At 58.4% G+C, this 25640-nt stretch carries 18 protein-coding genes and 2 pseudogenes; 10 read left to right on the top strand and 10 right to left on the bottom strand.

Annotated elements, in window-relative coordinates:
* The first annotated feature begins 303 nt into the window (after nucleotides 1-303).
* Both J7E41_RS08385 and J7E41_RS08380 read left to right on the top strand, forming a co-directional pair.
* Nucleotides 304-795 carry a CS1 type fimbrial major subunit gene (locus J7E41_RS08385; protein WP_214991648.1) on the top strand — a complete coding sequence of 164 codons (492 nt, stop codon included), beginning with the start codon at nucleotides 304-306 and terminating at the stop codon, nucleotides 793-795.
* A gap of 118 nt (nucleotides 796-913) precedes the next feature.
* The gene (locus J7E41_RS08380; RefSeq protein ID WP_214991646.1) at nucleotides 914-3307 is read left to right on the top strand and encodes a TcfC E-set like domain-containing protein; all 2394 of its coding nucleotides are present in this window, start codon (nucleotides 914-916) and stop codon (nucleotides 3305-3307) included.
* A 713-nt stretch (nucleotides 3308-4020) separates the two neighbouring features.
* Here the strand turns inward: J7E41_RS08380 and J7E41_RS28395 are convergent.
* From J7E41_RS28395 to J7E41_RS08370, 3 genes and pseudogenes are all read right to left on the bottom strand, one after another.
* Nucleotides 4021-5052: pseudogene (locus J7E41_RS28395) on the bottom strand (dermonecrotic toxin domain-containing protein); the annotation flags it as partial.
* Between the two features lie 152 nt (nucleotides 5053-5204).
* Entirely contained in the window at nucleotides 5205-8306 is a 3102-nt protein-coding gene (locus tag J7E41_RS08375) for a transglycosylase domain-containing protein (protein ID WP_214991644.1), read from the bottom strand.
* Nucleotides 8307-8584: 278 nt separating this feature from the next.
* The gene (locus J7E41_RS08370) at nucleotides 8585-9043 is read right to left on the bottom strand and encodes an REP-associated tyrosine transposase (protein ID WP_214991642.1); all 459 of its coding nucleotides are present in this window, start codon (nucleotides 9041-9043) and stop codon (nucleotides 8585-8587) included.
* Between the two features lie 682 nt (nucleotides 9044-9725).
* Between J7E41_RS08370 and J7E41_RS08365 the strand changes: the two genes are divergently transcribed.
* Nucleotides 9726-11147: an amino acid permease gene (locus J7E41_RS08365; protein ID WP_214991640.1), complete on the top strand. Its 1422-nt coding sequence runs from the start codon at nucleotides 9726-9728 to the stop codon at nucleotides 11145-11147.
* A gap of 68 nt (nucleotides 11148-11215) precedes the next feature.
* On the opposite strand, the gene J7E41_RS08360 is transcribed toward J7E41_RS08365, so the two are convergent.
* The 4 genes from J7E41_RS08360 to J7E41_RS08345 all read right to left on the bottom strand — a co-directional run bounded on the left by J7E41_RS08360 (nucleotide 11216) and on the right by J7E41_RS08345 (nucleotide 14789).
* Entirely contained in the window at nucleotides 11216-12340 is a 1125-nt protein-coding gene (locus tag J7E41_RS08360; RefSeq protein WP_214991639.1) for an OpgC family protein, read from the bottom strand.
* A 143-nt stretch (nucleotides 12341-12483) separates the two neighbouring features.
* Nucleotides 12484-12780: a cupin domain-containing protein gene (locus J7E41_RS08355; protein ID WP_214991637.1), complete on the bottom strand. Its 297-nt coding sequence runs from the start codon at nucleotides 12778-12780 to the stop codon at nucleotides 12484-12486.
* A gap of 58 nt (nucleotides 12781-12838) precedes the next feature.
* Nucleotides 12839-13123, bottom strand: coding sequence for a putative quinol monooxygenase (locus J7E41_RS08350; protein ID WP_214991635.1), 285 nt, complete (start codon nucleotides 13121-13123; stop codon nucleotides 12839-12841).
* A 46-nt stretch (nucleotides 13124-13169) separates the two neighbouring features.
* On the bottom strand, nucleotides 13170-14789 hold the full coding sequence (locus tag J7E41_RS08345; protein ID WP_214991633.1) for an FMN-binding glutamate synthase family protein: 1620 nt from the start codon (nucleotides 14787-14789) through the stop codon (nucleotides 13170-13172).
* 329 nt (nucleotides 14790-15118) lie between these two features.
* On the opposite strand from J7E41_RS08345, the gene J7E41_RS08340 reads away from it, so the two are divergent.
* The 3 genes and pseudogenes from J7E41_RS08340 to J7E41_RS08330 all read left to right on the top strand — a co-directional run.
* Nucleotides 15119-15877, top strand: a complete 759-nt coding sequence (locus J7E41_RS08340; RefSeq protein WP_251029391.1) for a hypothetical protein — start codon at nucleotides 15119-15121, stop codon at nucleotides 15875-15877.
* A gap of 109 nt (nucleotides 15878-15986) precedes the next feature.
* The gene (locus J7E41_RS08335; RefSeq protein ID WP_214991630.1) at nucleotides 15987-16259 is read left to right on the top strand and encodes a type B 50S ribosomal protein L31; all 273 of its coding nucleotides are present in this window, start codon (nucleotides 15987-15989) and stop codon (nucleotides 16257-16259) included.
* A 137-nt stretch (nucleotides 16260-16396) separates the two neighbouring features.
* Nucleotides 16397-16996: pseudogene (locus J7E41_RS08330) on the top strand (hypothetical protein); the annotation flags it as partial.
* Between the two features lie 91 nt (nucleotides 16997-17087).
* Here J7E41_RS08330 and J7E41_RS08325 read toward each other — a convergent pair.
* Together J7E41_RS08325 and J7E41_RS08320 are read right to left on the bottom strand one after the other, a co-directional pair.
* Nucleotides 17088-17870, bottom strand: coding sequence for a hypothetical protein (locus tag J7E41_RS08325; RefSeq protein ID WP_214991628.1), 783 nt, complete (start codon nucleotides 17868-17870; stop codon nucleotides 17088-17090).
* A 132-nt stretch (nucleotides 17871-18002) separates the two neighbouring features.
* Nucleotides 18003-21278, bottom strand: a complete 3276-nt coding sequence (locus J7E41_RS08320) for a hypothetical protein (protein WP_214991626.1) — start codon at nucleotides 21276-21278, stop codon at nucleotides 18003-18005.
* Between the two features lie 234 nt (nucleotides 21279-21512).
* On the opposite strand from J7E41_RS08320, the gene J7E41_RS08315 reads away from it, so the two are divergent.
* Complete coding sequence (locus J7E41_RS08315) at nucleotides 21513-21923, top strand: NUDIX hydrolase (protein ID WP_214991624.1); 411 nt, start codon at nucleotides 21513-21515, stop codon at nucleotides 21921-21923.
* A 26-nt stretch (nucleotides 21924-21949) separates the two neighbouring features.
* A complete protein-coding gene (locus J7E41_RS08310; protein ID WP_214991622.1) occupies nucleotides 21950-22588 on the top strand; it encodes a LysE family translocator in 639 nt (212 codons plus the stop codon).
* Nucleotides 22589-22733: 145 nt separating this feature from the next.
* On the opposite strand, the gene metR is transcribed toward J7E41_RS08310, so the two are convergent.
* Nucleotides 22734-23651, bottom strand: coding sequence for a transcriptional regulator MetR (gene metR, locus J7E41_RS08305; protein WP_214991620.1), 918 nt, complete (start codon nucleotides 23649-23651; stop codon nucleotides 22734-22736).
* A 204-nt stretch (nucleotides 23652-23855) separates the two neighbouring features.
* Between metR and J7E41_RS08300 the strand changes: the two genes are divergently transcribed.
* Nucleotides 23856-24875: an alpha/beta fold hydrolase gene (locus J7E41_RS08300; RefSeq protein ID WP_214991618.1), complete on the top strand. Its 1020-nt coding sequence runs from the start codon at nucleotides 23856-23858 to the stop codon at nucleotides 24873-24875.
* An 82-nt stretch (nucleotides 24876-24957) separates the two neighbouring features.
* Nucleotides 24958-25611 carry a DsbA family oxidoreductase gene (locus J7E41_RS08295; RefSeq protein ID WP_214991616.1) on the top strand — a complete coding sequence of 218 codons (654 nt, stop codon included), beginning with the start codon at nucleotides 24958-24960 and terminating at the stop codon, nucleotides 25609-25611.
* Nucleotides 25612-25640 lie beyond the last annotated feature (29 nt).

Here is a 25640-nt window from a genome sequence, read left to right as displayed (position 1 = left end):
TGTAATACTTCTCTTACAGATTGAGGTGTTAGTTGTGTCGGTTAATGTTTGGTTGTCGGTATGTTTTGGCTGACAGTAAATTAATTGGATATTGATTTTTCAAGGTTTTATCTGTCTGGGTTGGAGGGGGATAACTACGCTCCATACGGAATCCACTGGCATACTTTAAGTTGAATTCGGTTAATCATTTGCTGGCGTCTTAGGACATGTCTCGAACAACGAGGAAGTCAGTTTCAGGCGTGCAGAAAGCTTCGATCTTCATCGGGCTTTTAACTAACTTAATGCGATGACAGGTATTTAATGATGCTGAAAAAAACTGCTCTAGTACTGCCACTGGCCCTGCTGGCCGTTGCCTCCTCCAGCGTGTTTGCCGCAGGTGAAGCCACCAGCGTCATCAACATCAAGGCGACCATTCCTACTACTCAGTTCCATGCGCAGCCTCTGGATCCGAACTTCGGTCGTGACGAGACCATGACCTACAACACGGTCACCGGCCAACTGGCTCCGTTGCGTGCTACTTACGCGGTGAAAAACACTGATGGTTCGATCAAGGCCTACATTGAGGGCGGCCCGGCTTCCCTGACCAACGGCACCGATTCTATTGCCCTGACCACCACCTTCAACGGTGTCACCCTGACCGGTTCGCCATTGGAAGTGGTCGATGACGCCAGCTCCACGCCCGGCACCCAAGCCGACATGGTGATCGCTGCTGCCACACCGGCTACCGGTGTTTCCGGGCTGTTCACCACCAACTACGTGGTGGTGTTTGACCACGAACCGCGCGTCACTCCGTGAAAGCGTCGGGTTAATCAATAAGCGTCAGCTTATTGCTTGGTAACTACCGATCGACCGGCCACTGCTGTCGGTTGATCGGTATTCAAGTATTCCTCGTGTGTATTCAGAGTATCCGTTCATGTTCCCGATGACTCCCATCGCGGCAGCGCTTGCCCTGTTGTTTGCTACGGGTGCGTTTGCAGCAGACGCGGCAACTGGCACAACCCCGAGAAGTTTGCTGTCCCAGGCCAAGGGTCTGCCTGCGGACTTTGAAGAGCATTTTTTTGATGTGCCCCTGGCGGTACGGGTTGAACTGGACCAGGAGTTCGTGTCCGAGGCGATGATTGTTCTGACCCGCGATGATCGCCTGACCCTGCTGGACTTCACCGACCACGAGGGCAGCGTGATCAAGGATATCGAGCGCGATCGCTGGGGTGACTACCTCAAGCAAGGCGTGTCGCTGGGGACGTGCGAAAGCAACTGTCCGGAGCAACTGCTGGCGGTGCACTACAACCTTGAAAAGTCCATGGTCACGCTGCTGACCGAAAACGCCGAACGTGACGGGCTCGAGTCGAAGTATTACTCCCTGCCCAACGGCGGCAGCACCGGCTTGATCGTGCGTAATCAGCTCAATATCAGCGGTGGCCAGGGCCAGGACCTGGGCGGTCGCCTGGGGCTGGACGCCAGCGGCAGCCTGGGCAACTGGAGCCAGGTGGTGAACATGCAGTTCTCGCGCCTGGGCGGGCCGGACGACGACGCCCTCAACCATGCGGTGTATTCGCTTTACTCCCAACGTGAGCTGCACGGCAATTTTTTGCGTCTGGGCTACTTCACCCCCAACGCCGAAGGCCTGACCCGTCAATTACGTACGTTCGGCGCCAGCCCCGACACCGCCGTGGGCGTGATGTACGGCAGCTCCGACAGCCTGATGATCAGCAACCCCAAGCCGAGCATCTACCCCATTTACGTCACCGCCAACCGACAGGCTTCGGTGGAGATCTACCGCAACGGTCTGCTGATCAACACCCAGGCGGTCACCACCGGCCTGCAAAGCCTGGACACGCGGCCGTTGCCGGGCGGCATCTATGAAGTGGAAGTGCGTCTGGTGGAAGACGGCCAGGTCACCAGCACCACCCAGGAGTTGGTGTACAAGCCCAACAACTGGCGCAACCTCGACAACCATTGGCGCTACAACGTGTTTGCCGGCCAGGAAAGCAAGTTGCTCAGCAACTGGGATGATCAGTCCAGCGGCGACATGACCGCCGGAGCCTCCGTCAACTACTTGGCTCACCCGCGGGTGGTGCTGGGGTTGTCCGGGCGCCAGGTCAAGGAAAACATGCAGTACGGCACGTCTATCGACTGGACCCTGGCCAATAACGCCAGCCTCTACGCCAATGTCTACCAGACCGACAACTACGGCACCGGTGTCGACTTCAACAGCCTCTACAATTACGGCCTGGGCAGTGTGGTGTTCAACCACACCCGCAGTTGGCTCGACAACCGCAACACTTACGAAACCCTGCCCGACGGCACCCGCATTCGCCAGCGTGATGTCTTTATCGGCCAGACCAGCCTGTCCTCACTCTCGCTCAACCATCGCCTGAGTAACCTGCGTTCCATCAGTGCCCGAGTTTCCTACAGCGAAGGCAACACCGAAGGCGTTGGCCTGGACCTGGGCTGGAACGAGCGCACCCGTCTGTTTGACAGTGACGCCAACTGGCGGCTCTCGTTGTTCGACCGCCCGGCCAGCTCCAGCACCGGCGACAAACGCAACCGCGGGGTCGACCTGAGTGTCAGCCTGGCGCTGGGCAGCCCCGGCGAGCAATGGTCTGCCAGCATCGGCACGCGTACCTCCCGCGACGGTGGGCGCGATCACAACGGCTCGCTGACCTACCGCAAAGATCTGCAAGACCACGTCCTGCAAAGCGTCTCGGGCACCGTGCTGGGCGACACCTACGGCGTCGGCCTGTCCGGCATGGCCAGCTTCCAGACCGATGCGTTCAATGGCGACGGCTTCGTGCAGCGCTCCTCGTTCAACAACGACCTCACCGGTGGCCTGAACCTGGACAGCACGTTTGCCATCGGCGGCCAGCAGATGGTGCTCACCAGCCAGTACCACGGCGGCGGCTCGGGAATGATTGTGGATGTCGAAACCGACGTCGACGACATCCTCCTGCGTGCCGATGACTTGAGTGGCGGCAGCACCACCTTGCGGCCTGGGCGCAACTTCATCCCGATCACCGCCTACAAAGGCAGCTCGGTCAGTTTCGACTTCGAAGGCAACCACGCGCCGGCGGCCAGTATCCAGCCGCCACGCACCGCCTATCACCTGAACAAGGGCGGCGTGGACTACCGCAAGATCAGCGTAATGCGCACCGTCACCGTGCTTGGGCGCCTGGTCGACCCCCAAGGCAAACCGCTCAAGGGCCACCACATCATCAACCACGCCAGCCGTGGGGTGAGTGAGGTCGACGGGTTCTTCTCCCTGGAAATGAATGCCAGCTCGCCCACCCGCAAAATCTGCTTGCCTTGATGCGGGTGCAGGCCGTTCTCTTCAGGGACGATTGTCGGCGGCAGGCGCAGTGACCTTTGCTGGTAAGGCGTGAGGTTGGGGTGCCACAGGCGAGTGTCGCCCGCGGGTGTCTGTACGGGCTTGAGCCCGTCGACAAAGGGCGACAGCTTCAAACTGGCGACTTCTGTAATCTTCCCGCCGGCATGGAACAGGCTGAGTTGAATGAGGTTCTCTGCCACCGCCAGGGTTTGCTCCCACCCTTCAAGTTGGCGGCCTTCTGCCCAGTCGACGACACCTTCGAACACGTCGTTGAGTACCTGGTAGGCGGTATACGCCATCATCAGTTCACCGAGAAAGGGCACGAACGGGGTAACGACCAGCAGGGCGGCGTTGAAAATGTCCGTGAGCATGTTTTCCAGGTTATCCCACCAGCTCCAGCGAGCCATGCGGTCAACATAGGCCGTGGAGATGGCGATTTCCTGAGCATCATTGACGATCTTGTTCAGTTTGACCCGGTACAGGTAGTGCCAGAGGTCATCGTGATCCGGATCGTTGGCGCGGTTAGCGGTGTCGTCCCGTACCGCCTCGATATGGAACTGCAGGTTGGGTGCCTGCTCCGGTGTTTCGCGCCAGGTCGGACGGCTATCGCCACGCTCCCTGGGAAACCAGCGTAGGGGGGAGAGCAAGCTGTTGAGCTGGTAAAAAAAACGGCCGCGCTCTTTGTGAGCAATGAACTGGCTGAAGAATTGTTGATAGCTGGGACGTGATGATTCAGGCGCGGGGGTTTTGTCACGTAACTGGCTGGTCAGTTCTTTGACGAAGTCCAGTGATGAAGCGTATTCCTTGAGCGGATGCTCGGGGTCCTCGGGAATATAGGCCAGCATCCTCATGGTCTCGGGGCCAACCTGTGTAGGCGCGATAACCAGGACGCCGATCAGGCGTGTTTCCAGCAGGTCCAGTGTGTAGAAATCCATCGGTTGGCCGTTCAGTTCCAGTCGGGAGTCTCCACGCAGTAGGGCTTGAACGAGCCCATAGGCATCCTGGGTGATGTCTTTTTTCGCCAGCCCCAGATGGGCGGCGCTGTTCAACGCTGCCTTCAGGTTGCTGATGATGTCGAGGTGCAGCGGGGCGGCGATTGCCGCGTCATCGAACCCCAGTGTGGCGCGTATTTTTTGTTGATAGCGTGCGCCGATATCGAGCTTTCGGCACAGGGTCTTGAAATCCTCAGTGGTGAGGGTTTGGCCAGTTTCCTTGTGCTGGAATGTCAACAGTTGGCGTTGCCCGCGAGTGTCCGCATCGGACAGGAACGTAAACTCGGCAAAGTTTTCCTCTGTCGAGAAATTGTGCAGCGCCGCGTCGAGCAGGGTGGTGATCCTGCTGGTGACACCGTGCAGCACATTTTTTGCCCACCACGCCAATTTGGCAGGCGCGTAGACGCGGATCCAGGTGTGGAGTATGTCGATGTCGCCGTAGTCTTTCAGGGCATCTTTGAGCAGCGGTTCGGCAAATGCCTTGATGTCGCTTAGGGCCGCGAGCTTTTTGTCCAGCGCGTTCTGGGTTGTCCAATGGTTGCCCAGGGCTTGTTTGAGTGAATTGTGTTGCGCCGATGGCAAGGCGTTGGCGTGGATCAGGGCGATGTCAGGCGTGAGATTTTTCAGTGAGGTTATTCGTTGCGACCCTGTATCGGTCAGCCATCGAGGTAGTTGTTGCTGGATGAAATCGTAATGAACCGGTTTTTTTTCGGCGGCCGATATGGCTCGGTCCATGAGCGTGACTGACATGAGTTGGATGACCTTTTATTAAGACTTGGAGCATCCGATTATCTGCCAGGTACGCGGGTTTAAAAGGTTGAAATGTTGCTAGGAACAGCGCGCGTCCGATGCACTATTCAGGACTGAAAAACAGCTATATAACGCCCTTATTGGCGGGCGGTCGGTTGCAGGCACAAACTTTGGGCACCGGGTTGCAGGTAGGGGGTCAGAATCGCAGACATGCCCTTGAGGACTTGGACGGGCAAGGCCGAGGTGAACTTGAAACCTTGGGCCGAGGCGCCGGGTACAAAGGCGGTGAGGGTGCCGAAATGATGTTCGCCAATATAGAAAACAAAGGTGGCCGTGCGGTTGATTGACTTGGAGCTGAGAATTCGCCCACCGGCACCGATGGCTTCAATGCGGTTATCCCCGGTGCCGGTCTTGCCGCCCATGGCGAGTGGCGTACCATCTGCCAGTTTGAAACTGCCTGAGACCCGTTTGGCGGTGCCGGCGTCCACCACCTGCGAGAGCGCTGTGCGCAAGGCGCTGGCGACTTCGCTGGGCATCACGCGCTTGCCACGGTTCGGGTCGTTGATCAGACGGGTTTCGTAGGGAGTACCGGCGGCAAAGTACAGGCTGTCGATACGCAGGGTTGGCTGGCGTATGCCGTCATTGAGGATGGTGCCCACCAGTTCGGCAAGGGCGGCGGGCTTGTCGCCCGAACTGCCAATGGCGGTGGCCAGCGACGGCACCAGGTGGTCAAACGGGTAGCCGACCGCCTGCCAGCGTTGATGAATGTCGAGGAACGCTTCGATCTCCAGCATGGTACGAATCCGACTGTCTCGGGCACTTTTGTGCCGGCTCTTGAACAGCCAGCCATAGACTTCCTGGCGCTCATGCTCGCTGGCGGCGACGGCCTGGGTGAAGGTGGCCTCGGGGTTGTTCAGCAAGTAGCCGAGCAGCCACAAATCCAGCGGATGGACCTTGGCGATGTAGCCTTGGTCCGGCAGGTCGTAGGCGCCGGGACCGTAATTTTGATAGAGCTTTTCCAAGCGTTCGTCGGTGAGCTTTTCCGGCGCCTTGGTGCTGGTCAAATGGGCACGGACAAAACTGTTGAAGCTCGTTTGGCTGGCCTGGGGTAACAGGTAGCGGTGTACGGCGGCCAGGCGGATGGCGGTGGGGTGCATGCCGTCAAGGAAGGTGTCGAGCCGGGCCTGGGTGTCCTTGTTGCGGTATTTTTTCCAGAAACGCAGCAGGAAGGTCGTACCCTCGCGGTCGGCGAATTGGGCCAGGTATTCCTGGCGACGGGGGTTGCTGTCGTCCTTGAGCAGCTCGGCGCTATTGTTGGCGCCGTGATAGGTGCTGTAGCGCACCAGGTCACGCATCAGGCGAATGAACGGCAGGTTGATCGATTCGCGCAGGGCGTCACGCAACGTCGGGCTGCGGCCGTTATCTTCGTTGCGAAAGTTATGGAAGTGATGCAGGCCGCCGCCGGTGAAAAAGCTTTCGCCGGGGCTGGCGGAGTACTGCCGGTTGAGGGCCGCATCGAGCATTTTCGGCAGGCTTTGGTCGCTGTTTTGCGCCAGGTAATCCACAGCCCAGCGGGACAGGCGATCCTGGTCATCAATGTTGACTTTCTTCAGCGCGGCGGGTGTTTGGCCGGCGTAGCGGTCGTGGAGTTCGCTGATGATTTGCAGGTAGGTGGTCAGCACACGCAGCTTGGCAGTGGAGCCCAACTCCAGCTTGCTGCCTTCGTTGATGTCGAAGGGTTGATCGGTGTTGTCGGTCTGTACCCGTACCCGGGCGCCATCGGGTGTCATCTCGTAGAGGTTGAAGCTGTAACGTACCTGAGCGGTGCTGGCCGGGGTCAGCAGGCGTGGGCCGAGCAAGCCGAGTTGTCCTGCAAAGGCTGGGTCCGCCAGGTGTTTGAGGTACTCGGTAGCTTGGGTTTGCAGGTCACCTTGCAGGGTGCTGGTGGCGGACAGGTCCAGGCGGTCCAGGTCATACAGCGGACGATTGAGCAGGGCAGCCAGGCGGCTGCGCGCGACGCTGATACCTTTGTTGGTTTCGATGGGTTGGGTCGTGGGTTGTTGTTGCCAGTCACGGTAACTGACCTTGCTGGCCAGGGCGGCGGCGGACAGCGCGGGGTCGATCACGCCATTTTGCGCCAACAGACGGATGTGGCTGTCGGTGAGTTCTGCCAGCTCCTGACGGCCTTTGGACAGATAGTGCGAAGGCCGACGCTGGGCGATCATCAACGACAGGACTTCACGCAGGGCCAAGCCTTTTTGTGCGAGTTGCCTGGGATCGTTACTGGTCAGGAGGGCGTTGGTCTGCTTGAAGTCGGCGCCGTACCAGACTCGCAAGCCTTCAGACATGCCGTGTACTTCACCGTGGCCGGGTACCGCCGACAGAGGGACGCTGTTGAGGTAATCGCGCACGATGTTCTTGCGCGCCTCCAGGGTGTCGGGGCCGCCCTGGTAGGTGCGCACGCTGGCGGAAATCATCTGGCGAATCTTCTCGCCACCGGACAGCGTCAGCCCATCGGGTGAGTGACGGTATTTTTCCAATTGAGTCGCCAACGTACTGCCGCCTGCTGTCTGGCCTGGCAAGTGCAGCAATTTGGCGACCTGGGACCAGGCGGCCTTGGCAAAGCGCGGCCAGTCCACCGCCGGGTTGGCCCGGGGTTGAGCAGGGTCCAGCAGGTCGCGGTTTTCGATAAACAGCAGGCTGTTGACCATCACTGGCGGGATGGCCGCAAAGGTCGGGTAGAACTGCTGCGGGTAGTAGAATTGGTACATCGGTGTGGCGCGGCAATCGGTGATCGACAGGCCTGCCTGGATTTTCTCGGCGTAGGGCACAAACAGGCCGTGGCGGGTGTAGTCGAGCAAGGCGTCGGAGAACTGGGCCTGGCTTTGGATCAAGTAGTCGCGTTTGAGCAAACGCGGTAGGAAATCGCCCAAGGCACTGTAGCCCAGGCGCTTATCGAAGGGGCCGTCGCCGGGGTAGACAATGGCGTTACTGGGGCCGGGTTGGACCTTGTAGGTCAACGACTCGGCGAGCCGGCTGAACTCCCGGGCCTGCCACTTGGACGTACGCATTTCCCGCGAGGCGGCATAACCGAAGGCGATCAGGCTGATCACCAGCAACAGCCAGAACATCCGCCAGAAAAAGTGTCGTTTGCGGGGCTTTTGTGGCAATGGCTGCTCATCCGCACTGTCGGTTGGAACCACAGCCGTGGTCGAATCGGTTTGCCATAAAGCGCCCATAGTCGATTGATCCATTCACGCAGATTGATCGGACTTGTCTGAAGCTTAGACGGTGGCGAGCGTGTAGGAGAAATTTGTGTAGCAGGACAGCTTTTATGACAAGCGGGCTTCTGTGGCGAGCGGGCTTGCCCGCGTTGGGTGGCGCAGCCGCCCCAGTAGGACCACCGAGTTCTACCAGACAAATCACGGTAGTCAGGTTTGGGACTGCTGCGCAGTCCAACGCGGGCAAGCCCGCTCGCCACAATAAGCCCGCCGGTCAACAGGGGTAGATGTCTGGCTCAGAGCCAGGCGGCGTCCCAGAGAGGATAGTCGCCGATGCTTTTTACCAGCCCGGCGCGAAGTGGATTAGCAATGATGTAGCGGGCAATCTTGCGCAGGTCTTCCTCTGTACGAACAGCCCGGTCGTGATAGCCCTTTTGCCAGAACGCGCCTGAAGTGCCGCAAGCACGGTTGATGGACAGAGTGCTCCGGGACTTGGTTCGCCCCATTACTTGCGCCAGCTCCGTTTCCCGTAGTTCAAATAGCCAATGAAAGTGATCTGGCATTACGACCCAGGCGAGTGAGTTGACCAAGCCAAAGTCGTGGGCTCGCTTTAGTTCGGCCACCAATAATCGTCCCAGATGAACGTCACGAAACAGGGGGCGTCTGGCATGAACCACAGCAGTAATCAAATAAGCGCGACCCGACTCCGAATAGCGGCCACGGCGTAATAGGTGAGAGTTGGGTTGGCGAGGCAATCCTTTGCTCCTTAATGGATGTAGTGACTTATTGACGCTAGTACTGAGTGCTGGGAGGCGATCCTGAAATCAGTGTGCAGATGTCTCTGCGACCGTCTGATCCCTGTGGTGAGCGGGTTTGTTGTGGCCAGAGGGCTTGTTGTGACCAGAGGGTTTGTTGTGGCGAGCGGGCTTGCCCGCGTTGGGTGGCGCAGCCGCCCCAGTAGGACCCCCGAGTTCTAGCAGACAAACCACGGTCGCCAGGTTTGGGACTGCTGCGCAGTCCAACGCGAGCAAGCCCGCTCGCCACAACAAGCCCGCTCGCCAATATCCAGCCACTTGCCACAATAGGTGCGTTCTAGAGCCTCTTCCCCAGGTAAATCCACCAAAGGTAGGGGCATGACGATGCACCATCCTTGTGCAATACTCGCCGCCGTTTATTGAAGGCAATTCCTACATTGCCCAGGTGATGCTCCTCCGCAAAAGGCGCTTTTGCCGAGACTTCTCGCTGAATCTTGCTGTTTATAGAGTGAAAAGCCCTGCTCATGGCTTTTTATACTGCACCCCCGCTGAGCTGGCCCGGTTTGTACGGTCAGGCAGGTTTACCCAAAAGGCAGGCCTGGCAGGAGGGCGTCGTGGCGACCCGCTGTGACGTCGAACACTCGGTGGTTCATATCCAATAACAAAATGAGGTTGTACCCCTATGCCCGCTGGCAACCACCTGCCCCACGGCGAGACCCCTTCGGGCGGTCCGCTTAAACGCGAACTTGGCGAACGGCATATTCGCCTGATGGCGCTCGGCGCCTGTATCGGTGTCGGCCTGTTCCTGGGTTCGGCCAAGGCCATCGAAATGGCCGGCCCGGCAATCATGCTGTCCTACATCATTGGCGGCCTGGCGATCCTGGTGATCATGCGCGCCCTCGGCGAGATGGCGGTGCATAACCCAGTCGCTGGCTCGTTCAGCCGTTACGCTCAGGACTACCTCGGCCCATTGGCCGGCTTTCTCACCGGTTGGAACTATTGGTTCCTGTGGCTGGTAACCTGCGTTGCGGAAATCACCGCCGTCGCCGTGTACATGGGCGTCTGGTTCCCCGATGTGCCGCGCTGGATCTGGGCCCTGGCCGCTCTGATCAGCATGGGCACCATCAACCTGATCGCAGTGAAAGCTTTCGGTGAGTTTGAGTTCTGGTTCGCCTTGATCAAGATCGTCACCATCATTGCGATGGTCATTGGTGGCGTCGGCATCATTGCGTTTGGTTTCGGCAACGACGGCGTGGCGCTGGGGATTTCCAACCTGTGGGCCCATGGCGGCTTCCTGCCCAACGGTGTGCAGGGTGTGCTGATGTCCTTGCAAATGGTGATGTTCGCTTACCTGGGTGTGGAGATGATCGGCCTGACCGCCGGTGAAGCGAAGAACCCGCAGAAGACCATTCCCAATGCCATCGGCTCGGTGTTCTGGCGGATTCTGCTGTTCTACGTCGGTGCGTTGTTCGTGATCCTGTCGATCTACCCATGGAATGAAATCGGCACCCAGGGCAGCCCGTTTGTAATGACCTTTGAGCGTCTGGGCATCAAGACCGCTGCCGGCATCATTAACTTCGTGGTGATCACGGCGGCGCTGTCGTCCTGCAATGGCGGGATATTCAGCACCGGGCGCATGCTCTACAGCCTGGCGCAGAACGGCCAGGCCCCGGCGACCTTTGCCACCACTTCCAGCAATGGCGTGCCACGCCGTGCGTTGCTGCTGTCGATCTTCGCCTTGCTGCTGGGGGTGTTGCTCAACTATCTGGTACCGGACAAGGTCTTTGTCTGGGTGACGTCCATCGCCACCTTCGGCGCGATCTGGACCTGGGTCATGATCCTGCTGGCCCAGCTCAAGTTCCGTAAAAGCTTGAGCCCCGCCGAACAGAAAGCCCTGAAATACCGCATGTGGCTGTACCCGGTCAGCTCGTACCTGGCCCTGGCGTTTCTGGTGCTGGTGGTGGGCCTGATGGCGTACTTCCCGGATACCCGTGTTGCGTTGTATGTCGGGCCTGTGTTCCTGCTGTTCCTGACGGTGCTGTTCTACGTGTTCAAGTTGCAGCCGACCAATGCTTCCCCAGGCGCGGTACGTTCAACGTCCTGATACGTACACGGTCAACAAAAAAGCCCCGGTCAATTGATCGGGGCTTTTGTTTTTTGCGATGTCGAAGGTCAGGTCGTGGCTACCCGCGCCGGTTGGGTCAGGCGCTTGTTCAAGTCCAGCCACGCGCCGAGCAAGGCCATCAGTCCGGCGCCCACCAGTGCGGTGAAAATCTGCATGGCGAAGGCATCATTGGTCATGGCGTTGACCATGTCTGCCAACGGTGCCAACAACACCCCCAGGCAGAACACTTCAAGGGAATACCGGCCCATGCGGCAGGTTTGTTGTGCCAGCCAGTTTTGCGTCCAGCCACGGCCCGGCAAAAGCTTGGCAGTGACGTAGGCCAAGGCCAGGAAGTGCAGCAGGCGCACCGGCGACAGATCAGTCTTGCTGATGGGGTACAACAGGTCGCTCAGGGGCGCGGGCATCACTGCATCGTGGATCTCGCGCCAGCGCCAGGAAACAGTGATGATACCGGCAGCCACCACGTAGCTGGCGGCTGCGATGAACAGTGGCTGTCGCGAAAGCGCTCGGCTTTGTGCGGGCCGGGGCTGCTGGCTGTGCAGCGCCGCCGCGCCGCCCAGTACAAACAGCAACTGCCAGGTGACGGGATTGAAGTACCACACACCGTCGGCAATCGCCGACAGGTTCCAGCCCAGCTTCGGCGCCAGCAGGTACACCGCCAGTGAAACGGCTACGACCGCCCAGGTCTTGCGCACCAGCAGCGGCAGCACCAGCGGCAGGCCCGCCAGCAGCACGATGTACAGCGGCAACGGGTCCATCAGGTTCGGTTTGAAGCGCAACAGCAACTCATCCGTCAGCGCTTGCTGAGGGTTGCTGATGAAGTGCGTCAGGCCCATTTCCTGGACCAGGTCGCGGGTTTCCACATGGCTGTTGGCAAAGAACACAATGCCCATCAGCATCGCCAGCAGGAAGATATGCACTACGTACAGCACCCAGGCGCGACGCAGGATCTTCACACAGGTAATCCAATACCCTTCGCGCTGCAGGATCTTGCCGTAGGCCAGCACCGCCGCGAAGCCCGCGAGAAACACGAAGACTTCTGCCGCATCGCTGAAACCGATGTTGCGCAGGGTGATTTGGCCCAGAGGGTTGTGGGGCACGTGATCCCAGAAGATGAAGATCAGCGCCAGACCGCGAAAAAAATCGATGCGCGGGTCGCGTCCGTTAAACATGGCTGCGGGCTCTTGAACAGTTGGTTTAGTAATGACAAGTGGACGTCGGCATTGGTCGGGCCGTACGTCGGGCGGGCGCAGGTTGGCGGTATTTGTAAGCAATTGCAAAGCGTGGGTATTACTGAATGTCTCATCCTGCCTGGCTAGACATCGATGATCACCAATGTACCGTGGCTGCCGGCCAGGACACCGTGGGCGATACCGGCGTCTACCAAATACATCTGGCCGGCACTCACATTGACTTCCTCTTCGCCAATGGACAAACGCAGGTGGCCGTTAATGACCAGTAGCCCTTCGTTGTAGTCGTGGGTTTCTTCTTCGTAGGCCTGTTCGTTCATACGCAGGACCTTGATCCGCGCCGGACCGACCTGGCCGACGTGTGTTGATTTCCAGCTGTCGGGCAGTTGCTCGGCGAGCGAGGTGAAGTCGTGTAACGGCATGGTGAATCTCCTTGGTTCAAAAATGCCGTCGGTGGTCCGATTCAGCAAAGAGTGGTGTTCAGAATGCATCCATCAGCAATACCCGGCACGGCTTGGCCTGATGCGCGTTGATCTGTGGAACCAGCCGGGTGAAGTGCTCGGTTTGGCAATGCGTGTCCAGCGCGGCCTGATCGGGCCATTGCTCGATGAAGATAAAGTGCCCTGGGTCTTTCTGGTCGATGAACAAATCGTAGGCGATGCACAGCGGTTCCTGACGGGTTTTCTCCACCAGTTCGGCATACCACGGACGCACGGTGTCCAGGTGTTCGGGTTTGATGAAGTCTTCGGCGATCACTTTCAACATGAGTTCAATCCTTTGAGCGGCGCCGTGCCCGGCGCCGCAATGGGGGTTAAGCGGCTGCTTCTTCATGCGGCTCAAAACTGTCGGCCCGTGCCATCTGCCACATCCGCGAATAGAATTCGCCGTTCACTTCGCCGGTGAGCAATTCACCGGGTTTGAGGAACACATGCAACTGCGAGAACAGTTTGATCTCGGTGGCGGACATGCGTCGTACCAAGTGCTTGGCCGACAACTGTGATGGATGATCAAGACCTGCGGCCGCGAGCATTTCCGCCAGGGCCTTGAGCGTGTTGCGGTGGAAGTTGAACACCCGCTGGGCTTTGTCCGGTACCACCAGCGCGCGCTGACGCAATGGGTCCTGGGTGGCGACGCCGGTCGGGCATTTGTTGGTGTGGCAGCTTTGCGACTGGATGCAGCCGATGGCAAACATGAAGCCCCGGGCCGCGTTGGCCCAGTCGGCGCCGATGGCCAGCACGCTGGCGATGTCAAAGGCGCTAACGATCTTGCCGCTGGCGCCGAGCTTGATCTTGTCCCGCAGGTTCAGGCCCACCAGGGTGTTGTGGACGAACAGCAGGCCTTCACGCAGGGGCACGCCGATGTGGTCGGTGAACTCCACGGGGGCGGCGCCGGTGCCGCCTTCCTTGCCGTCGACCACGATAAAATCCGGCAGGATTCCGGTTTCCAGCATGGCCTTGGCGATGCCCATGAATTCCCATGGATGACCCAGGCAGAACTTGAAGCCGACGGGTTTGCCGCCGGACAGTTCACGTAACTGGGCGATGAACTGCATCAGTTCGATGGGCGTGGAAAATGCGCTGTGGCGCGATGGCGAGATACAGTCCTCGCCCATCATGATGCCTCGGGTCTCGGCGATTTCCTTGGTCACCTTGTGCTTGGGCAGGATCCCGCCGTGGCCGGGCTTGGCGCCCTGGCTCATCTTGATTTCAATCATTCGCACTTGCGGGTTCTGCGCTTGTACGGCGAAGCGTTCCGGGTCGAAACGGCCATCGCTGGTGCGGCAGCCGAAGTAGCCGCTGCCCAGTTCCCAGGTCAGGTCGCCGCCGTTTTCCCGGTGATAGGGGCTGATACTGCCTTCGCCGGTGTCATGGGCGAAGTTGCCGAGCTTGGCGCCTTGGTTCAGGGCGCGGATGGCGTTGGCACTCAAGGAGCCGAAACTCATGGCCGAGATGTTGAACACCGAGGCTGAATACGGTTGTGTGCACTGCGGGCCGCCGACCATCACGCGAAAGGCGCTGGGGTCGCTCAATGGCGCAGGGCGCATGGAGTGGCCGATAAATTCGAAACCGGATTGGTACACGTCGATCAGGGTGCCAAACGGTTTGTCGGCGCTTTCATTCTTGGCCCGGGAGTAGACCAGCGAGCGCTGGGCCCGGGAGAAGGGCAGGGCGTCGCTGTCGGATTCCAGCAAGTACTGGCGGATCTCCGGACGGATGCCTTCCACCAGGTAACGGATATTGCCCAGGATCGGATAGTTGCGGCGTACCGCGTGAGGGCTTTGCATCAGGTCGAAAATGCCGATCAGGCTGAGGATCCCCGTGACCACCGTGATGGGCCACAGCCATTCATGTTCAACAAAGGGGAGGCTGGCAAGGGTGAAAATAACGCACACGGCAAAGAAGGCGTAACGGCTTAGCAAGGACAGGCTCATACGGTTTCCTTGGGTTCGGACTCATCAGGTCGGTCACGCATTCTGCGCCAGTACTGAAACAGCGGACAAGGATTGAGCGCCCTGCGACGCACCGAAGCGGGTCGAGGAACTGTTCAGCTCAGCGATGCCACTTATGGCCAGGCCTTTGTGGGGCTGATACGCAAGGACGCAACGGTCAACAGGACGTCTCGATTAATACGTCAGTGAGTAAGTCGTGTATGGCGTTATCTATTGCTGTTTCTTCTACAGGGTCAGTGCCGCAAAGCCCGTCCGGGGTTATTGAGAGGCCTGCCGTACCATCAGAGCAAGTCGTGAGGGCCCTTCAATTGATGAAGGGTATTGATAAGCCGGAGCAGGATGTCAGGCTCAAGCCGGACTTCGCTACGGGGCGTCCACCTGGGGACAAACGCAGTGCCGAGCAGATCATTAATGACAATCCCATCCTCAAGAATCTTGGGCATCAAAAAGACATCAATCGTGAGCAGGCGTATAGCCGGTTAGGTGACTGGAGCGCGGAAAACAAAGACCCGGACGCCAGAGCTGACGCTGCGTTCAACGCTGCCAAGGTGCTCAATTACATTGATACCTCGTTATCGGCTTCAGGTGAGCACCGTGGCAAGGCGCATAACAACGGGGATCTTGAAGGGATTACCAGCAGTGGCGACGCCCGGCATGGCACCCCTGCCGGTATGTGGAAAGACTTCACGGAGCAAGGTTATACCGCCTTGAGGGACGACCACCGGCTGGACGGTACAGGGGACCCTTATGTAAGGCCCAACGGTACCAACAAGGGCAACCTGCAGGGGTTTGCCAGCCAGGCGGGTCAGTCGCTGTGGTTCGTCCCCGGATTGAGCAACATATTGCAAGGTGTTGGAAACGCAGAGGGCACTCTTGGAGGCGTTAAATCGGGCGTGGAGGCCGGGATTGAAAAGACCCGCGCGGACGGTTTTGACAAGGCCATGGCGGGCGCAGCCAGTGGTGACGTCAAGGCAATGGTCAAGGGGTATGCAGAAACGATGATCAAGAACGAAGCCACGCCGGAGTCTGTCAAGGATGCGTTGGCGCACGTGAGCGAATGGTTGAGTTAGCGTAACCAGTACCGATGGTTCTATTCTTATTGCAATCGGTTCTCGTTTGGGTGTGATGTTTATGTTACTCTATAACAAGTTTAAATCACCCAGACGCCCCGGAGGCATTATGAAATCTGGTATCCATCCCGACTACCGCACCGTGCTGTTCCACGACACCGCCGCCGATGTGTTCTTCCTGATCGGCTCCACCGTCGACAGTGACCGTACCCACAAACACAGTGATGGCAACACTTACCCTTACGTCGCCCTCGACGTGTCCAGCGCTTCGCACCCGGTGTACACCGGACAGCAACGCAAGACCCAGTCCGAAGGCCGGATTGCCGGGTTCAACAAGCGTTTTGCATCGTTTGGTTCGAGCCCGAAAAACGTCGAGGCGTGATCAGCAAACGCTTCACCTCAGGGCCGCTTCATTCAGTGAGGCGGCTTTTTATGCTCGGTTGACGGACTGGTATCACAAGGCCGTCATTTCGACAAAAACTGACTAACTACTGGGTAATTGCCAGGAGGCTGTTACCTTTAACCAGTGAGACCGACCTGACCCTGATCATCAAGGCGATCAACGAAGGGCAGATCTACCGTTACCTCAGCAAACCCTGGAAGGACGAAGAGTTGCTGCTGGCGCTGCGCCAATCCCTGGCCACCAACATTCAGAGCGTGAGCGTCTGCGACTGAAACAACTGATTCGCCAACAGAACGACGAGCTCAAGCATCTGAACGCCTCCCTGGAAAAGCACGTGGCGTCACGTACCAGTGAGTTGCAGCAAACCGCCGATATGCTCGATCTGGCCTACGAAGAACTCAAACACCGTTATGCGACGGGCCTTGAAGTGTTCTCGCTGCTGGCCAACCTGCGCCTGCCTCGCAGCAAGCAAACCAACCGGCAGACCATCGAACGGGTACGCACCTGGTGCAACACCCATGGTCTGGATGAAGCCAGCCCCCGCGAACTGGTCGAAGGCATGGTGTTGGCCCGCAACCTCAACGCCGACAACGGCATGTTGCTGCTCAACGCCGGCAAGGTGCTGGGTGGATAAGTTGATTGCCTTCGAGGCGATGGAAGGGGCCAAGTTCAGCGTGTTTATCAAAGAGCCCGATGAGGCGCCGCTTCTCGCTTAGCTGCCTGCAACGGTCGGGTCCCGGCGAGGCGGCGTTCGCTTTCCTGTGCCGTGCAGGGGCACCTGAAGATAAAGCCCCAACTTGTTACCTCCTATATTCCCCAGGCTATTTGCTTGTTACCGTGATAATCAATGATCCCCCTGAGTATGAAGATATCTTTCTCATCCTCTTTTCCGCTTTTCTCAAAAGCTACTCGCCATCGACCACGTCCAGTACCAACTTCTACTTGCGGTAAATCAACATAGGTGTATTTGCCTATTTTTTTTCGGGTAACACGACCTGCTTGAATATCCTGAATAATCTCCTCGATTTTGGCTCTGGCATTGTCGGGTAGGAGGGGGACTTGGGTTTCTGCCAGCTCATCCAGTTTCACGATGTTAATTGCTGGATCTCGCGTGGCTGGTGGTCTTTGGGGAACAGAAGTGCTGGGTGTAAGTGAAGGCTTATCAACTCTGTGGGTTTGAGCTCGTGGTTTGGGGAACTCTAAAGGTGTTGAGAATTGGGGGATGTTTTTTTCAAACTCAGCGACGGCTACGCTGTCGACCATTTTTACGCCAGGGTCGACGCTTGTTTGTTTGCCATGGGACAGTGCGATATAAGGCACACCGGATTTTTTCAGATCCCCCGAAAAGGAATCTACGCCGAGTTTTCGTAGCTTTTCTATGAATTTTTCTGTTTTAAACGTTTTTAATGCTTCTTGTATTATGGGCGACGATACAAGCTGTTCCAGTGCCTCTTGCGGTGTGATTTTTTTATCGGCTGCTATGTTGCTGAGGATTTGTCGTCGTCCCTTTTCGTCTAGAAAGTCATTAAGGCTGTCGGTCGCCCAAGTTGAAAGTTTGTATTTTTGATCAAATCGGTTCAGGTTGCTCAACTGCTTGGGCGTAATGGCGTAACCTACAAATTGCGCTCCTGTTTCAGGGTCTAGAACTTTAATTGATGATCTGATGTGTTTTGAAAAGTCATCATTTCTCCCAATTATTCTTTTTATTTTTCTATAAAGTTGTTATTTATTTGAGGGGGAGAGTGGTGGGGTCAGAGAACTGGTTGATCTGTTAATGTGGGTGAAAATATCCGTGTCAGATCGTAGCGTCAACAGTGCATCACGTAATTTGGTTTTCGCGCTTTGGCTTAAACCCCGTTGGCCGGCTACCATACGACGAAATGCAGTTTCATCTACATCGCCCCCCAGCCGTTGTCGTGCGTTATCAAGTAGTTGTTTTTTTTTGGGGTCACTGAATTCTTTGATTGTTTCTACGAAGTATGGCATTTCCGCTTCTGTTGAATAGATGCGAAGCGCTGCGATCAGATCATTATCTATTTGCTGTACATCCGTGAGAGGGCGCAGGGTACTCCAGATTAACCCTCCGCCTGTTACAGTTCTCTCGAAGCGGGGCTTCCAGCTTTTTGCGTCTCCCGGCACGACGATAAAGTCCACTTTGCTCCCCGCGGGGTCTTTTATATAACGTGCGCTGTCCTTCATATAGGACGAGTACAGGTAATAGCGTCCCCCTTCATCCCTCATCGCGACAAATTGGTTATTTCGGCTGTCGATAAAATAGGGGGCGCTTCCCGTACTGCGTGACCACTTGTAAGTATTCGTCTGTGCAAACGTCTCCACGTCAAAGAGCGAGTCAATCTGCTTGGGCAACCGATACTCCGCGACATTGACCCACGTCGGCTCCAACGGCCGGATCGACGCCTTTCCGATCTCGATGCTGGCTTGCCGGCCCCCGCTGACTTTATTGACAAGCCCAGGGATCCGGTGTCCCAGCTTTTGCGCTCTGTGTAGCGTTCTAATGATTCCCCGACGCAAAAACGACAGCGCTGTCTTGGCCGGCACCAGGTCCATCAGCAAATCGGTGACATCAGCGCCGAGCATAAAGGCATTCACTGCCGATTCCCGTGAAATTTCCTGGTTGCTCCGTGAGCGGTAATCCGCATGCGCGAGTTGAAAGCCAAGTTGCATTGAATACAGATACGCGTGGAAATTGCCGCTTATCGGCGTTAACGCATAACGATGCGTACCGCGTGTATCGCTGAAGATCCGCGCAAGCTCCTGTGCATCGTTAGTGGCCATCCGTTGGGTGAAGTAGGCCTGCCATTCAGGCTTTGCCTTCAGTGTGTCCAGTCCCGCCAGCCCTTCGACCAGTTCCCTGAATGGCATGCTATCTGGTGCGTCCGGGGTATACAGGACGCTGACCCCGCCAGCTCCGGTGCCTTTTCGCTGAATGACCGCGACGCCATTGATGGCCTGTCCACCCTGACCCCCTTCCCGCGAGCTGCCCATCACCAACTGATTGCCCTCGATATCGAATCCGCTGACCTGGGGGCGGCTTGCCGAATCGGGGTGCTCCGTTATGGCCTTTATCCAATCAAATCCGCTGCCGGGCGTCTTGAATATAAATAGACGGTAGGCTGCGGGATTCAGGCGGCTCTCAAGGGCATCCTTGTTCATTTTCGCTGCGTGGGCACGTTGCCAGGCGGTGGCAAAAATCCGCCCCTCGCCGCTCGGCGAGAAGGCTGACCTAAGATACGCGTCATATTTTTCGGCAATATTGGCCAACTGGGCGAGCGCACGTAAATCCGCATTACCGAGCCGGCCCCTCTTTTCTCCCGAGGTGTCGATAATGTCGGCGGTAGCGGTGATTGTTCTGTGTACCTCATGGGCGGACCAAGGGTCGACGTTACGCCGGGCGTAACTTCCCAGGGTCCGCAAATCCACGACGTCCTTGGTCTTCCAGGAGCCTCGTTTCAATGATGGGTTCTCCAGAAACTGCGGGATGTCGATCTTTGGGTCCTCGCAGATATAGACCGTTGCGGTTTCCTCGTCGCGATACCCCTTCACCTCGAATGTGTTGGTGTCGATCAGGCGCAGATGTACCAGGCTGTCATAGGGGGCAATATCCACATCGGCATACGCTGGTTTTTGTACTTTCAGTACCTTGTGGGTTTCGTTTTCTGAAAACGATTTCAGTGTCGAGATCTTCTCAAGCACAGGGATGAGCACCTCGTTGCTGTCAATCATCGCTTTTTCCAGTTGCCTGTATCGAGCCTGATCTACCGGGCTGGCAGCTATCAGCCAGTCGGGTTCGTGCGGCTCCACCAAGCGTAGGTTGCGAGCCGCCAGGGCCGCGCAGGCATCCAGTTGCGGCGTCAGATCAGCAGCCAGATCGAGTTCGCCTGTTACCGGCAATGTTTCCCCGCGCAGGGCCTCGCGGATACGGAAGTGTTGCCGGATCCGCAGTGAGCGGACGCTGTCTGCAATCACATCGGCTTCTATCTTGGGTGGCCGCGTTGCCAGCACGGGCAGGCGGGACAATTGAGTACGAGCCGCTGCAGGCAGGCTACCGGCCAGCAGCTTGCCTGCTGATCCGTTGTCACGTACGCGTGCCGCTACTGTTTCATTCAAGCGACTGAGGTTTTCATATTCCTCAAATCCCTCGCCCGGGCTGTACAGCATCACGTTGCCCGCTGGCGGCGTTCCATCTCTGGCACTCAGGATAAATGCGCCGGCGAATTCACTGCCGTCCTCCAATGTCAGCCGATATACCCCAGGCCTGTTGCCGGCGGCGAACGCCTTTTCCCGCGCGGTTGCGTCCGGATATTTCAGTAGGTTATCTGCCAGCGTCCGCCCGCCGGTCGACAGCGTGCCGTCGACCGTGCGCAATGCCAACTGATGGGCAAGGACCTGTCGGCGCAGAGCGAGCAACTGCTCTTCAGTGTTGGGTTGTTCGTCCTCGCGAGCCCCCCAGAATCCATTCAGGCTCATCGTGAAGGCTATTTCCAGCGCGCTGGCGATTGTCGCCGGCGAACCGATTGCAGAGACGCTTTTGTCCGCCTCCAGTGTGTTGCGTTCCCGGTAGAAGGCGCCGGTCTCTGTCAGGTATGCGCCCCCACCAGGAGCCCGCACCTTGTTCAATAGCGACCCCAGAAGTTCGCAAGACAGAAGTTGTCGTTGCCCCTCGCTGTCCTCGCGGTAACGACTGTAAAAGATGCTATTTGGGTTGATGGGTCGGGGTAAATCGGGAAATGTCGCGGCCAATTTCTGCTGGTATACAGCCTCCAGGCTCGGCTGTTCGTGCATCAGATCGTCGGTTTGGGCATTAAGATTGCCGAGCTCGCGAATAAGGTGCGCTTGCTGTTCGTCGATCGATAGCTGTGCAGGCGGTATCACAGGCAGCGTCACGGGCTGCAAGGGATGGGCTGCCACAGTGGCGACCTGGATCTGTTCAGGGGCGTCACCTTGTTGGTCTTGGGAGGGGAGCAATGAAATATGCATGTTGGAACCCGTATGAATGAGGCGCAACGCACTCAGGATGCGGCGCGCCCGATTGACTATGTGTTCTGAGTCTATGGCTGGCAGTAATGGGTGTTGCGGTGCATGTATGGCGGATAAAAAAAACGACGCTGGTCGCGTATCCACGCTGGCGCTTCGCACAGTTCAGGGCGATTCGGTTGCCTGCCGCTGACGCGCATGTGATCCTTGCCGCCTTTACTCAGAGGCGTTTACTTCATGTCCGGAACTATCCACATCGCCGCTGCCCTGTTGATCGGCAGCGATGGCCAAACCCTGCTGGTACGCAAGCGCGGCACCCAGGCCTTCATGCAGCCGGGCGGCAAGATCGACGCTGGCGAGCAGCCAGCCGAGGCCTTGGTCCGGGAGCTGCACGAAGAGTTGGGGCTGCACGTCGACCCGGCTGCAGCCATCTACCTCGGCAAGTTCTCGGCGCCTGCCGCCAACGAGCCGGGGTTTGTCGTGGAGGCCGAGTTGTTCCAGGTCAATATCGACGTGCCGGTGACGCCCGCTGCCGAGATTGAAGAGGTGTGCTGGATCGATCCTGCCGGTGACGGCGACTTGGTGCTGGCGCCGTTGACACGGGACCTGATTCTGCCGTTTTATCGCTCATCTCTGGCCACTGCCTGACCCCCACAGGCTCAAAGGATTGAACCGTGATTCCGACCCAAGACCTGCTGATTTTCGCTGCAGCTTCCCTGCTGTTGGTGCTCACACCCGGGCCGAACATGATCTACCTGATCTCCCGTTCGATCTGCCAGGGCCGCAAGGCCGGGGTTACTTCGCTGCTGGGCGTGGTGGCGGGATTCTTCGTCCACCTGTTCGCCGCCGCCGCAGGTTTGACGGCGGTGTTTCTTGCGGTGCCGATGGCTTATGAAGCATTGAAATGGGCCGGCGCCCTGTACCTGTTGTGGTTGGCCTGGCAAGCCGTCAAACCGGGGGCACGCTCGCCGTTCGAGGCCCAGCAACTGCCGCCGGACTCCTCGCGCAAGCTGGTGCTGATGGGCTTTCTCACCAGTGCCCTGAACCCGAAAATCGCCGTTTTCTACCTTTCGGTGTTCCCGCAGTTCATCACCCCGGAGCACGGTTCGGTGTTTACCCAGAGCCTGATGCTTGGCATGACCCAGATCAGCGTGAGCTTCATGGTGAACCTGCTGATCTCGCTCTTCGCCGCTACTATTGCCGGCTGGTTTATCAACAACCCAAGTTGGCTCTCGGTGCAGCGCTATTTCATGGGGTTTGTCCTGGCAGCCTTGGCCGTTCGGCTGATGCTTGAGCAGCGTCGCAGCGCATGAACCATTCGTGACACGAGGGTCTGCCAACACACGACCCCTGTAGCCGCTGGCGCAGCCTGCGATAAGGTCCGCAGGACCTTTTTCTTCAGAGCCGCCAGTCCTTCGGCCTGGATCGCAGGCTGCGCCAGCGGCTACAGGGTGGGCTTCAGCGAACGGCGCTGACCCCGTCCAATGTTGAAAACGACGTGTCCTTGGCCGTCAGCAAGAAGTCGCGCATGTACGGGGCGTCCAGCATATCGGCGCGAATCCCCGCATACAGCGTGGCAAATAGGCCTTTCTCCCCCAGCCGCTTGGCCTTCACATAACCCCGCGAGCTGTATTCATGCAGCGCCCAATGTGGCATGCCACACACGCCACGGCCGCTGGCCACCAACTGCATCATCATCACCGTCAGTTCCGAGGTGCGTACCTGGGCGGGCTCCACGTCGGCCGGCTCCAGGAAGCGGGTGAAGATGTCCAGGCGGTCGCGCTCCACGGGGTAGGTGATCAAGGTTTCGTTGAGCAAGTCGTCGGGCACGATATAGGGCTTGTTCGCCAGCGGGTGCTGGTTGGCCACTGCCAGCATCGCTTCGTAGGTGAACAGCGGTACATAGGTGATGCCCGCCAGCTCCAGTGGATCAGAGGTCACCACCAGGTCCAGGTCGCCACGGGCCAGGGCCGGTAGCGGAGCGAAGGCAAACCCGGAGGCCAGGTCCAGTTCGACTTCCGGCCAGGCATCGCGGAACTGATCGATGGTCGGCATCAGCCATTGGAAGCAACTGTGGCACTCAATGGCCATGTGCAAGCGCCCGGCGGTGCCACCGGCCAGGCGTGCGATGTCTCGTTCGGCGCCGCGCAGCAAGGGCAGGGTGGCATCTGCCAGTTGCAGCAGGCGCAGGCCGGCGCTGGTGAAGCGTAAGGGCTTGGTCTTGCGCACAAACAGCTGCATGCCCAAGCGCTCCTCAAGTTCCTTGAACTGGTGGGAGAGCGCAGACTGGGTGAGGTGCAGCCGTTCGGCGGCTTCCACCAGGCTGTCGGCTTCGCGCAGGGCGTGCAGGGTCTTGAGGTGACGAATTTCGAGCACGGGCACTCCATGAATACAATTTGTGATAAAGACGAATAGGGTGAGTTTGTCTCATGTTGTCGTCGCTGTCGACAGCCAAGCCCGGCATTAACCCCAATGACCGTTGGGCGCCCTTCATCAAACTGTCACGCAACTGTGGCAGCGCGCTTGAACAAACTTCATCAGACTCGCGCTCTACTGGGGTTCTGCGTTTCGGTGTTTTCCATGCGTGTAGTGTTATTTCTGGCCGCGCTGTTGTTCGGCCTGCCGTCCTTTGCGACTTCTCGATGCGATGCCAATGTCCCGACCCAACGGGTCGACCTGCCACAAGTCAGCCTGGCTTACCAAAGTATTGGTCGCGCCTCGGACCCGGCGTTGCTGCTGGTGATGGGCCTGGGCGGGCAACTGATTCACTGGCCCGACGAAGTTGTGGTCGCGCTGTGTCAGCAAGGCTTTCGGGTGATTCGTTATGACAACCGTGATGTGGGCTTGTCTACTTGGCGCCAGGCGCCGGCCAGCGCCAACCTGACGTTTGAAGTGCTGCGCTACAAGTTAGGTTTGCCGGTGGCGGCGCCCTACACCCTGACCGACATGGCCGACGATGCCTTGGGGCTGATGGATGCGCTGCAAATCCAGCAGTTTCACGTGTTGGGCGCGAGCATGGGCGGGATGATTGCCCAACATCTGGCGGCCATGGCGCCCCAGCGGGTGGAAAGCCTGACCCTGATCATGACCAGCTCCGGCGCCGAAGGCCTGCCGGCGCCGAGTGCGGCACTGGTGCAATTGTTGTCGCGACGCAGCGCGCCCAATCGCGAGGTGGCGTTGGAGCAACAGGCCGACCTGCTCGCGGCCCTGGGCAGCCCTGAGGTGAAGGACGATCGCCAGATGCTCTTGCATCAGGCGGCGCTGTCCTATGACCGTGCCTTCAACCCCGACGGCGTGAAGCGCCAGATCATGGCGATCCTTGCCGAGCCCAGTCGGGTACCGTTGCTCAATCAATTGCGAGTGCCAACCCTGGTGGTCCACGGCACCGCCGACCCGTTGCTGCCGGTGATGCACGGCGTGCACCTGGCGGCGCACATCCAGGGCAGCCAGTTACGGCTGATTCCGGGCCTGGCTCACCGATTCCAGGAAGCGTTCAAGGCGCCATTGCTGGCGGCGGTGTTGCCGTATCTGCAAGCCCATCGGCAAGACACGGCGCATTGGGCGCAGATCGACCCGCTGGCTCGCCCCAACGTTTTGTAAACACCCCGGGGGGTTCTTTTCTCAGAGATATGGGGTGTATGGTGCGAACTTTCTGGCCTGTTTAGCCTGCGAGGTTGCCTAAATGAGTACTTCCCTGAAAATCGATTTCGTCAGCGACGTGTCCTGCCCCTGGTGCATCATCGGCCTGCGCGGCCTGACCGAAGCCCTGGACCAGTTGGGCCCCGAGGTGCAGGCCGAGATCCACTTCCAGCCCTTTGAGCTGAACCCCGACATGCCTGCCGAAGGGCAGAACATCACCGAGCACATCACTGAAAAGTACGGCTCCACGGCCGAACAGTCCCAGGCCAACCGGGCGATGATTCGCGACCGGGGTGCCGAGGTCGGCTTCGCTTTTCGCACCGATGGCCAAAGCCGCATCTACAACACCTTCGACGCTCACCGCCTGCTGCATTGGGCCGGGCTTGAAGGCTTGCAGTACAACCTCAAGGAGGCGCTGTTCAAGGCGTACTTCACCGATCAGCAGAACCCTTCCGATCACGCCACCCTGGCGACGATTGCTGAAAGTGTCGGCCTTGATCGCAAGCAGGCAGAAGAAATTCTGGCTTCCAATGAATACGCCGCCGAAGTTCGCGAGCAAGAACAGTTGTGGGTCTCCCGTGGCGTAAGCTCGGTGCCGACCATTGTCTTCAACGACCAGTACGCGGTCAGCGGTGGTCAGCCGCCAGAAGCCTTTGTCGGTGCGATTCGGCAGATTATCAGCGAAGCCAAAGGCTGAAGACCCATGGAGATCAAAATGTGGGAGCG

This window comes from Pseudomonas fluorescens (assembly GCF_018614655.1).
Classification (GTDB): domain Bacteria; phylum Pseudomonadota; class Gammaproteobacteria; order Pseudomonadales; family Pseudomonadaceae; genus Aquipseudomonas; species Aquipseudomonas fluorescens_BX.
This window is presented reverse-complemented; position numbering and strand designations above follow the sequence as displayed.

Bases quoted from the DNA above. Each gene is read 5' to 3' on its own strand.
- J7E41_RS08355 (WP_214991637.1), bottom strand. From the start codon at position 12,780: ATGCCGTTACACGACTTCACCTCGCTCGCCGAGCAACTGCCCGACAGC.
- J7E41_RS08360 (WP_214991639.1), bottom strand. From the start codon at position 12,340: ATGTTTAACGGACGCGACCCGCGCATCGATTTTTTTCGCGGTCTGGCG.
- J7E41_RS08315 (WP_214991624.1), top strand. From the start codon at position 21,513: ATGTCCGGAACTATCCACATCGCCGCTGCCCTGTTGATCGGCAGCGAT.
- J7E41_RS08295 (WP_214991616.1), top strand. From the start codon at position 24,958: ATGAGTACTTCCCTGAAAATCGATTTCGTCAGCGACGTGTCCTGCCCC.
- J7E41_RS08385 (WP_214991648.1), top strand. From the start codon at position 304: ATGCTGAAAAAAACTGCTCTAGTACTGCCACTGGCCCTGCTGGCCGTT.
- J7E41_RS08375 (WP_214991644.1), bottom strand. From the start codon at position 8,306: ATGGGCGCTTTATGGCAAACCGATTCGACCACGGCTGTGGTTCCAACC.
- J7E41_RS08350 (WP_214991635.1), bottom strand. From the start codon at position 13,123: ATGTTGAAAGTGATCGCCGAAGACTTCATCAAACCCGAACACCTGGAC.
- J7E41_RS08335 (WP_214991630.1), top strand. From the start codon at position 15,987: ATGAAATCTGGTATCCATCCCGACTACCGCACCGTGCTGTTCCACGAC.
- J7E41_RS08300 (WP_214991618.1), top strand. From the start codon at position 23,856: ATGCGTGTAGTGTTATTTCTGGCCGCGCTGTTGTTCGGCCTGCCGTCC.
- J7E41_RS08320 (WP_214991626.1), bottom strand. From the start codon at position 21,278: ATGCATATTTCATTGCTCCCCTCCCAAGACCAACAAGGTGACGCCCCT.
- J7E41_RS08380 (WP_214991646.1), top strand. From the start codon at position 914: ATGTTCCCGATGACTCCCATCGCGGCAGCGCTTGCCCTGTTGTTTGCT.
- J7E41_RS08340 (WP_251029391.1), top strand. From the start codon at position 15,119: ATGAAGGGTATTGATAAGCCGGAGCAGGATGTCAGGCTCAAGCCGGAC.
- J7E41_RS08365 (WP_214991640.1), top strand. From the start codon at position 9,726: ATGCCCGCTGGCAACCACCTGCCCCACGGCGAGACCCCTTCGGGCGGT.
- J7E41_RS08345 (WP_214991633.1), bottom strand. From the start codon at position 14,789: ATGAGCCTGTCCTTGCTAAGCCGTTACGCCTTCTTTGCCGTGTGCGTT.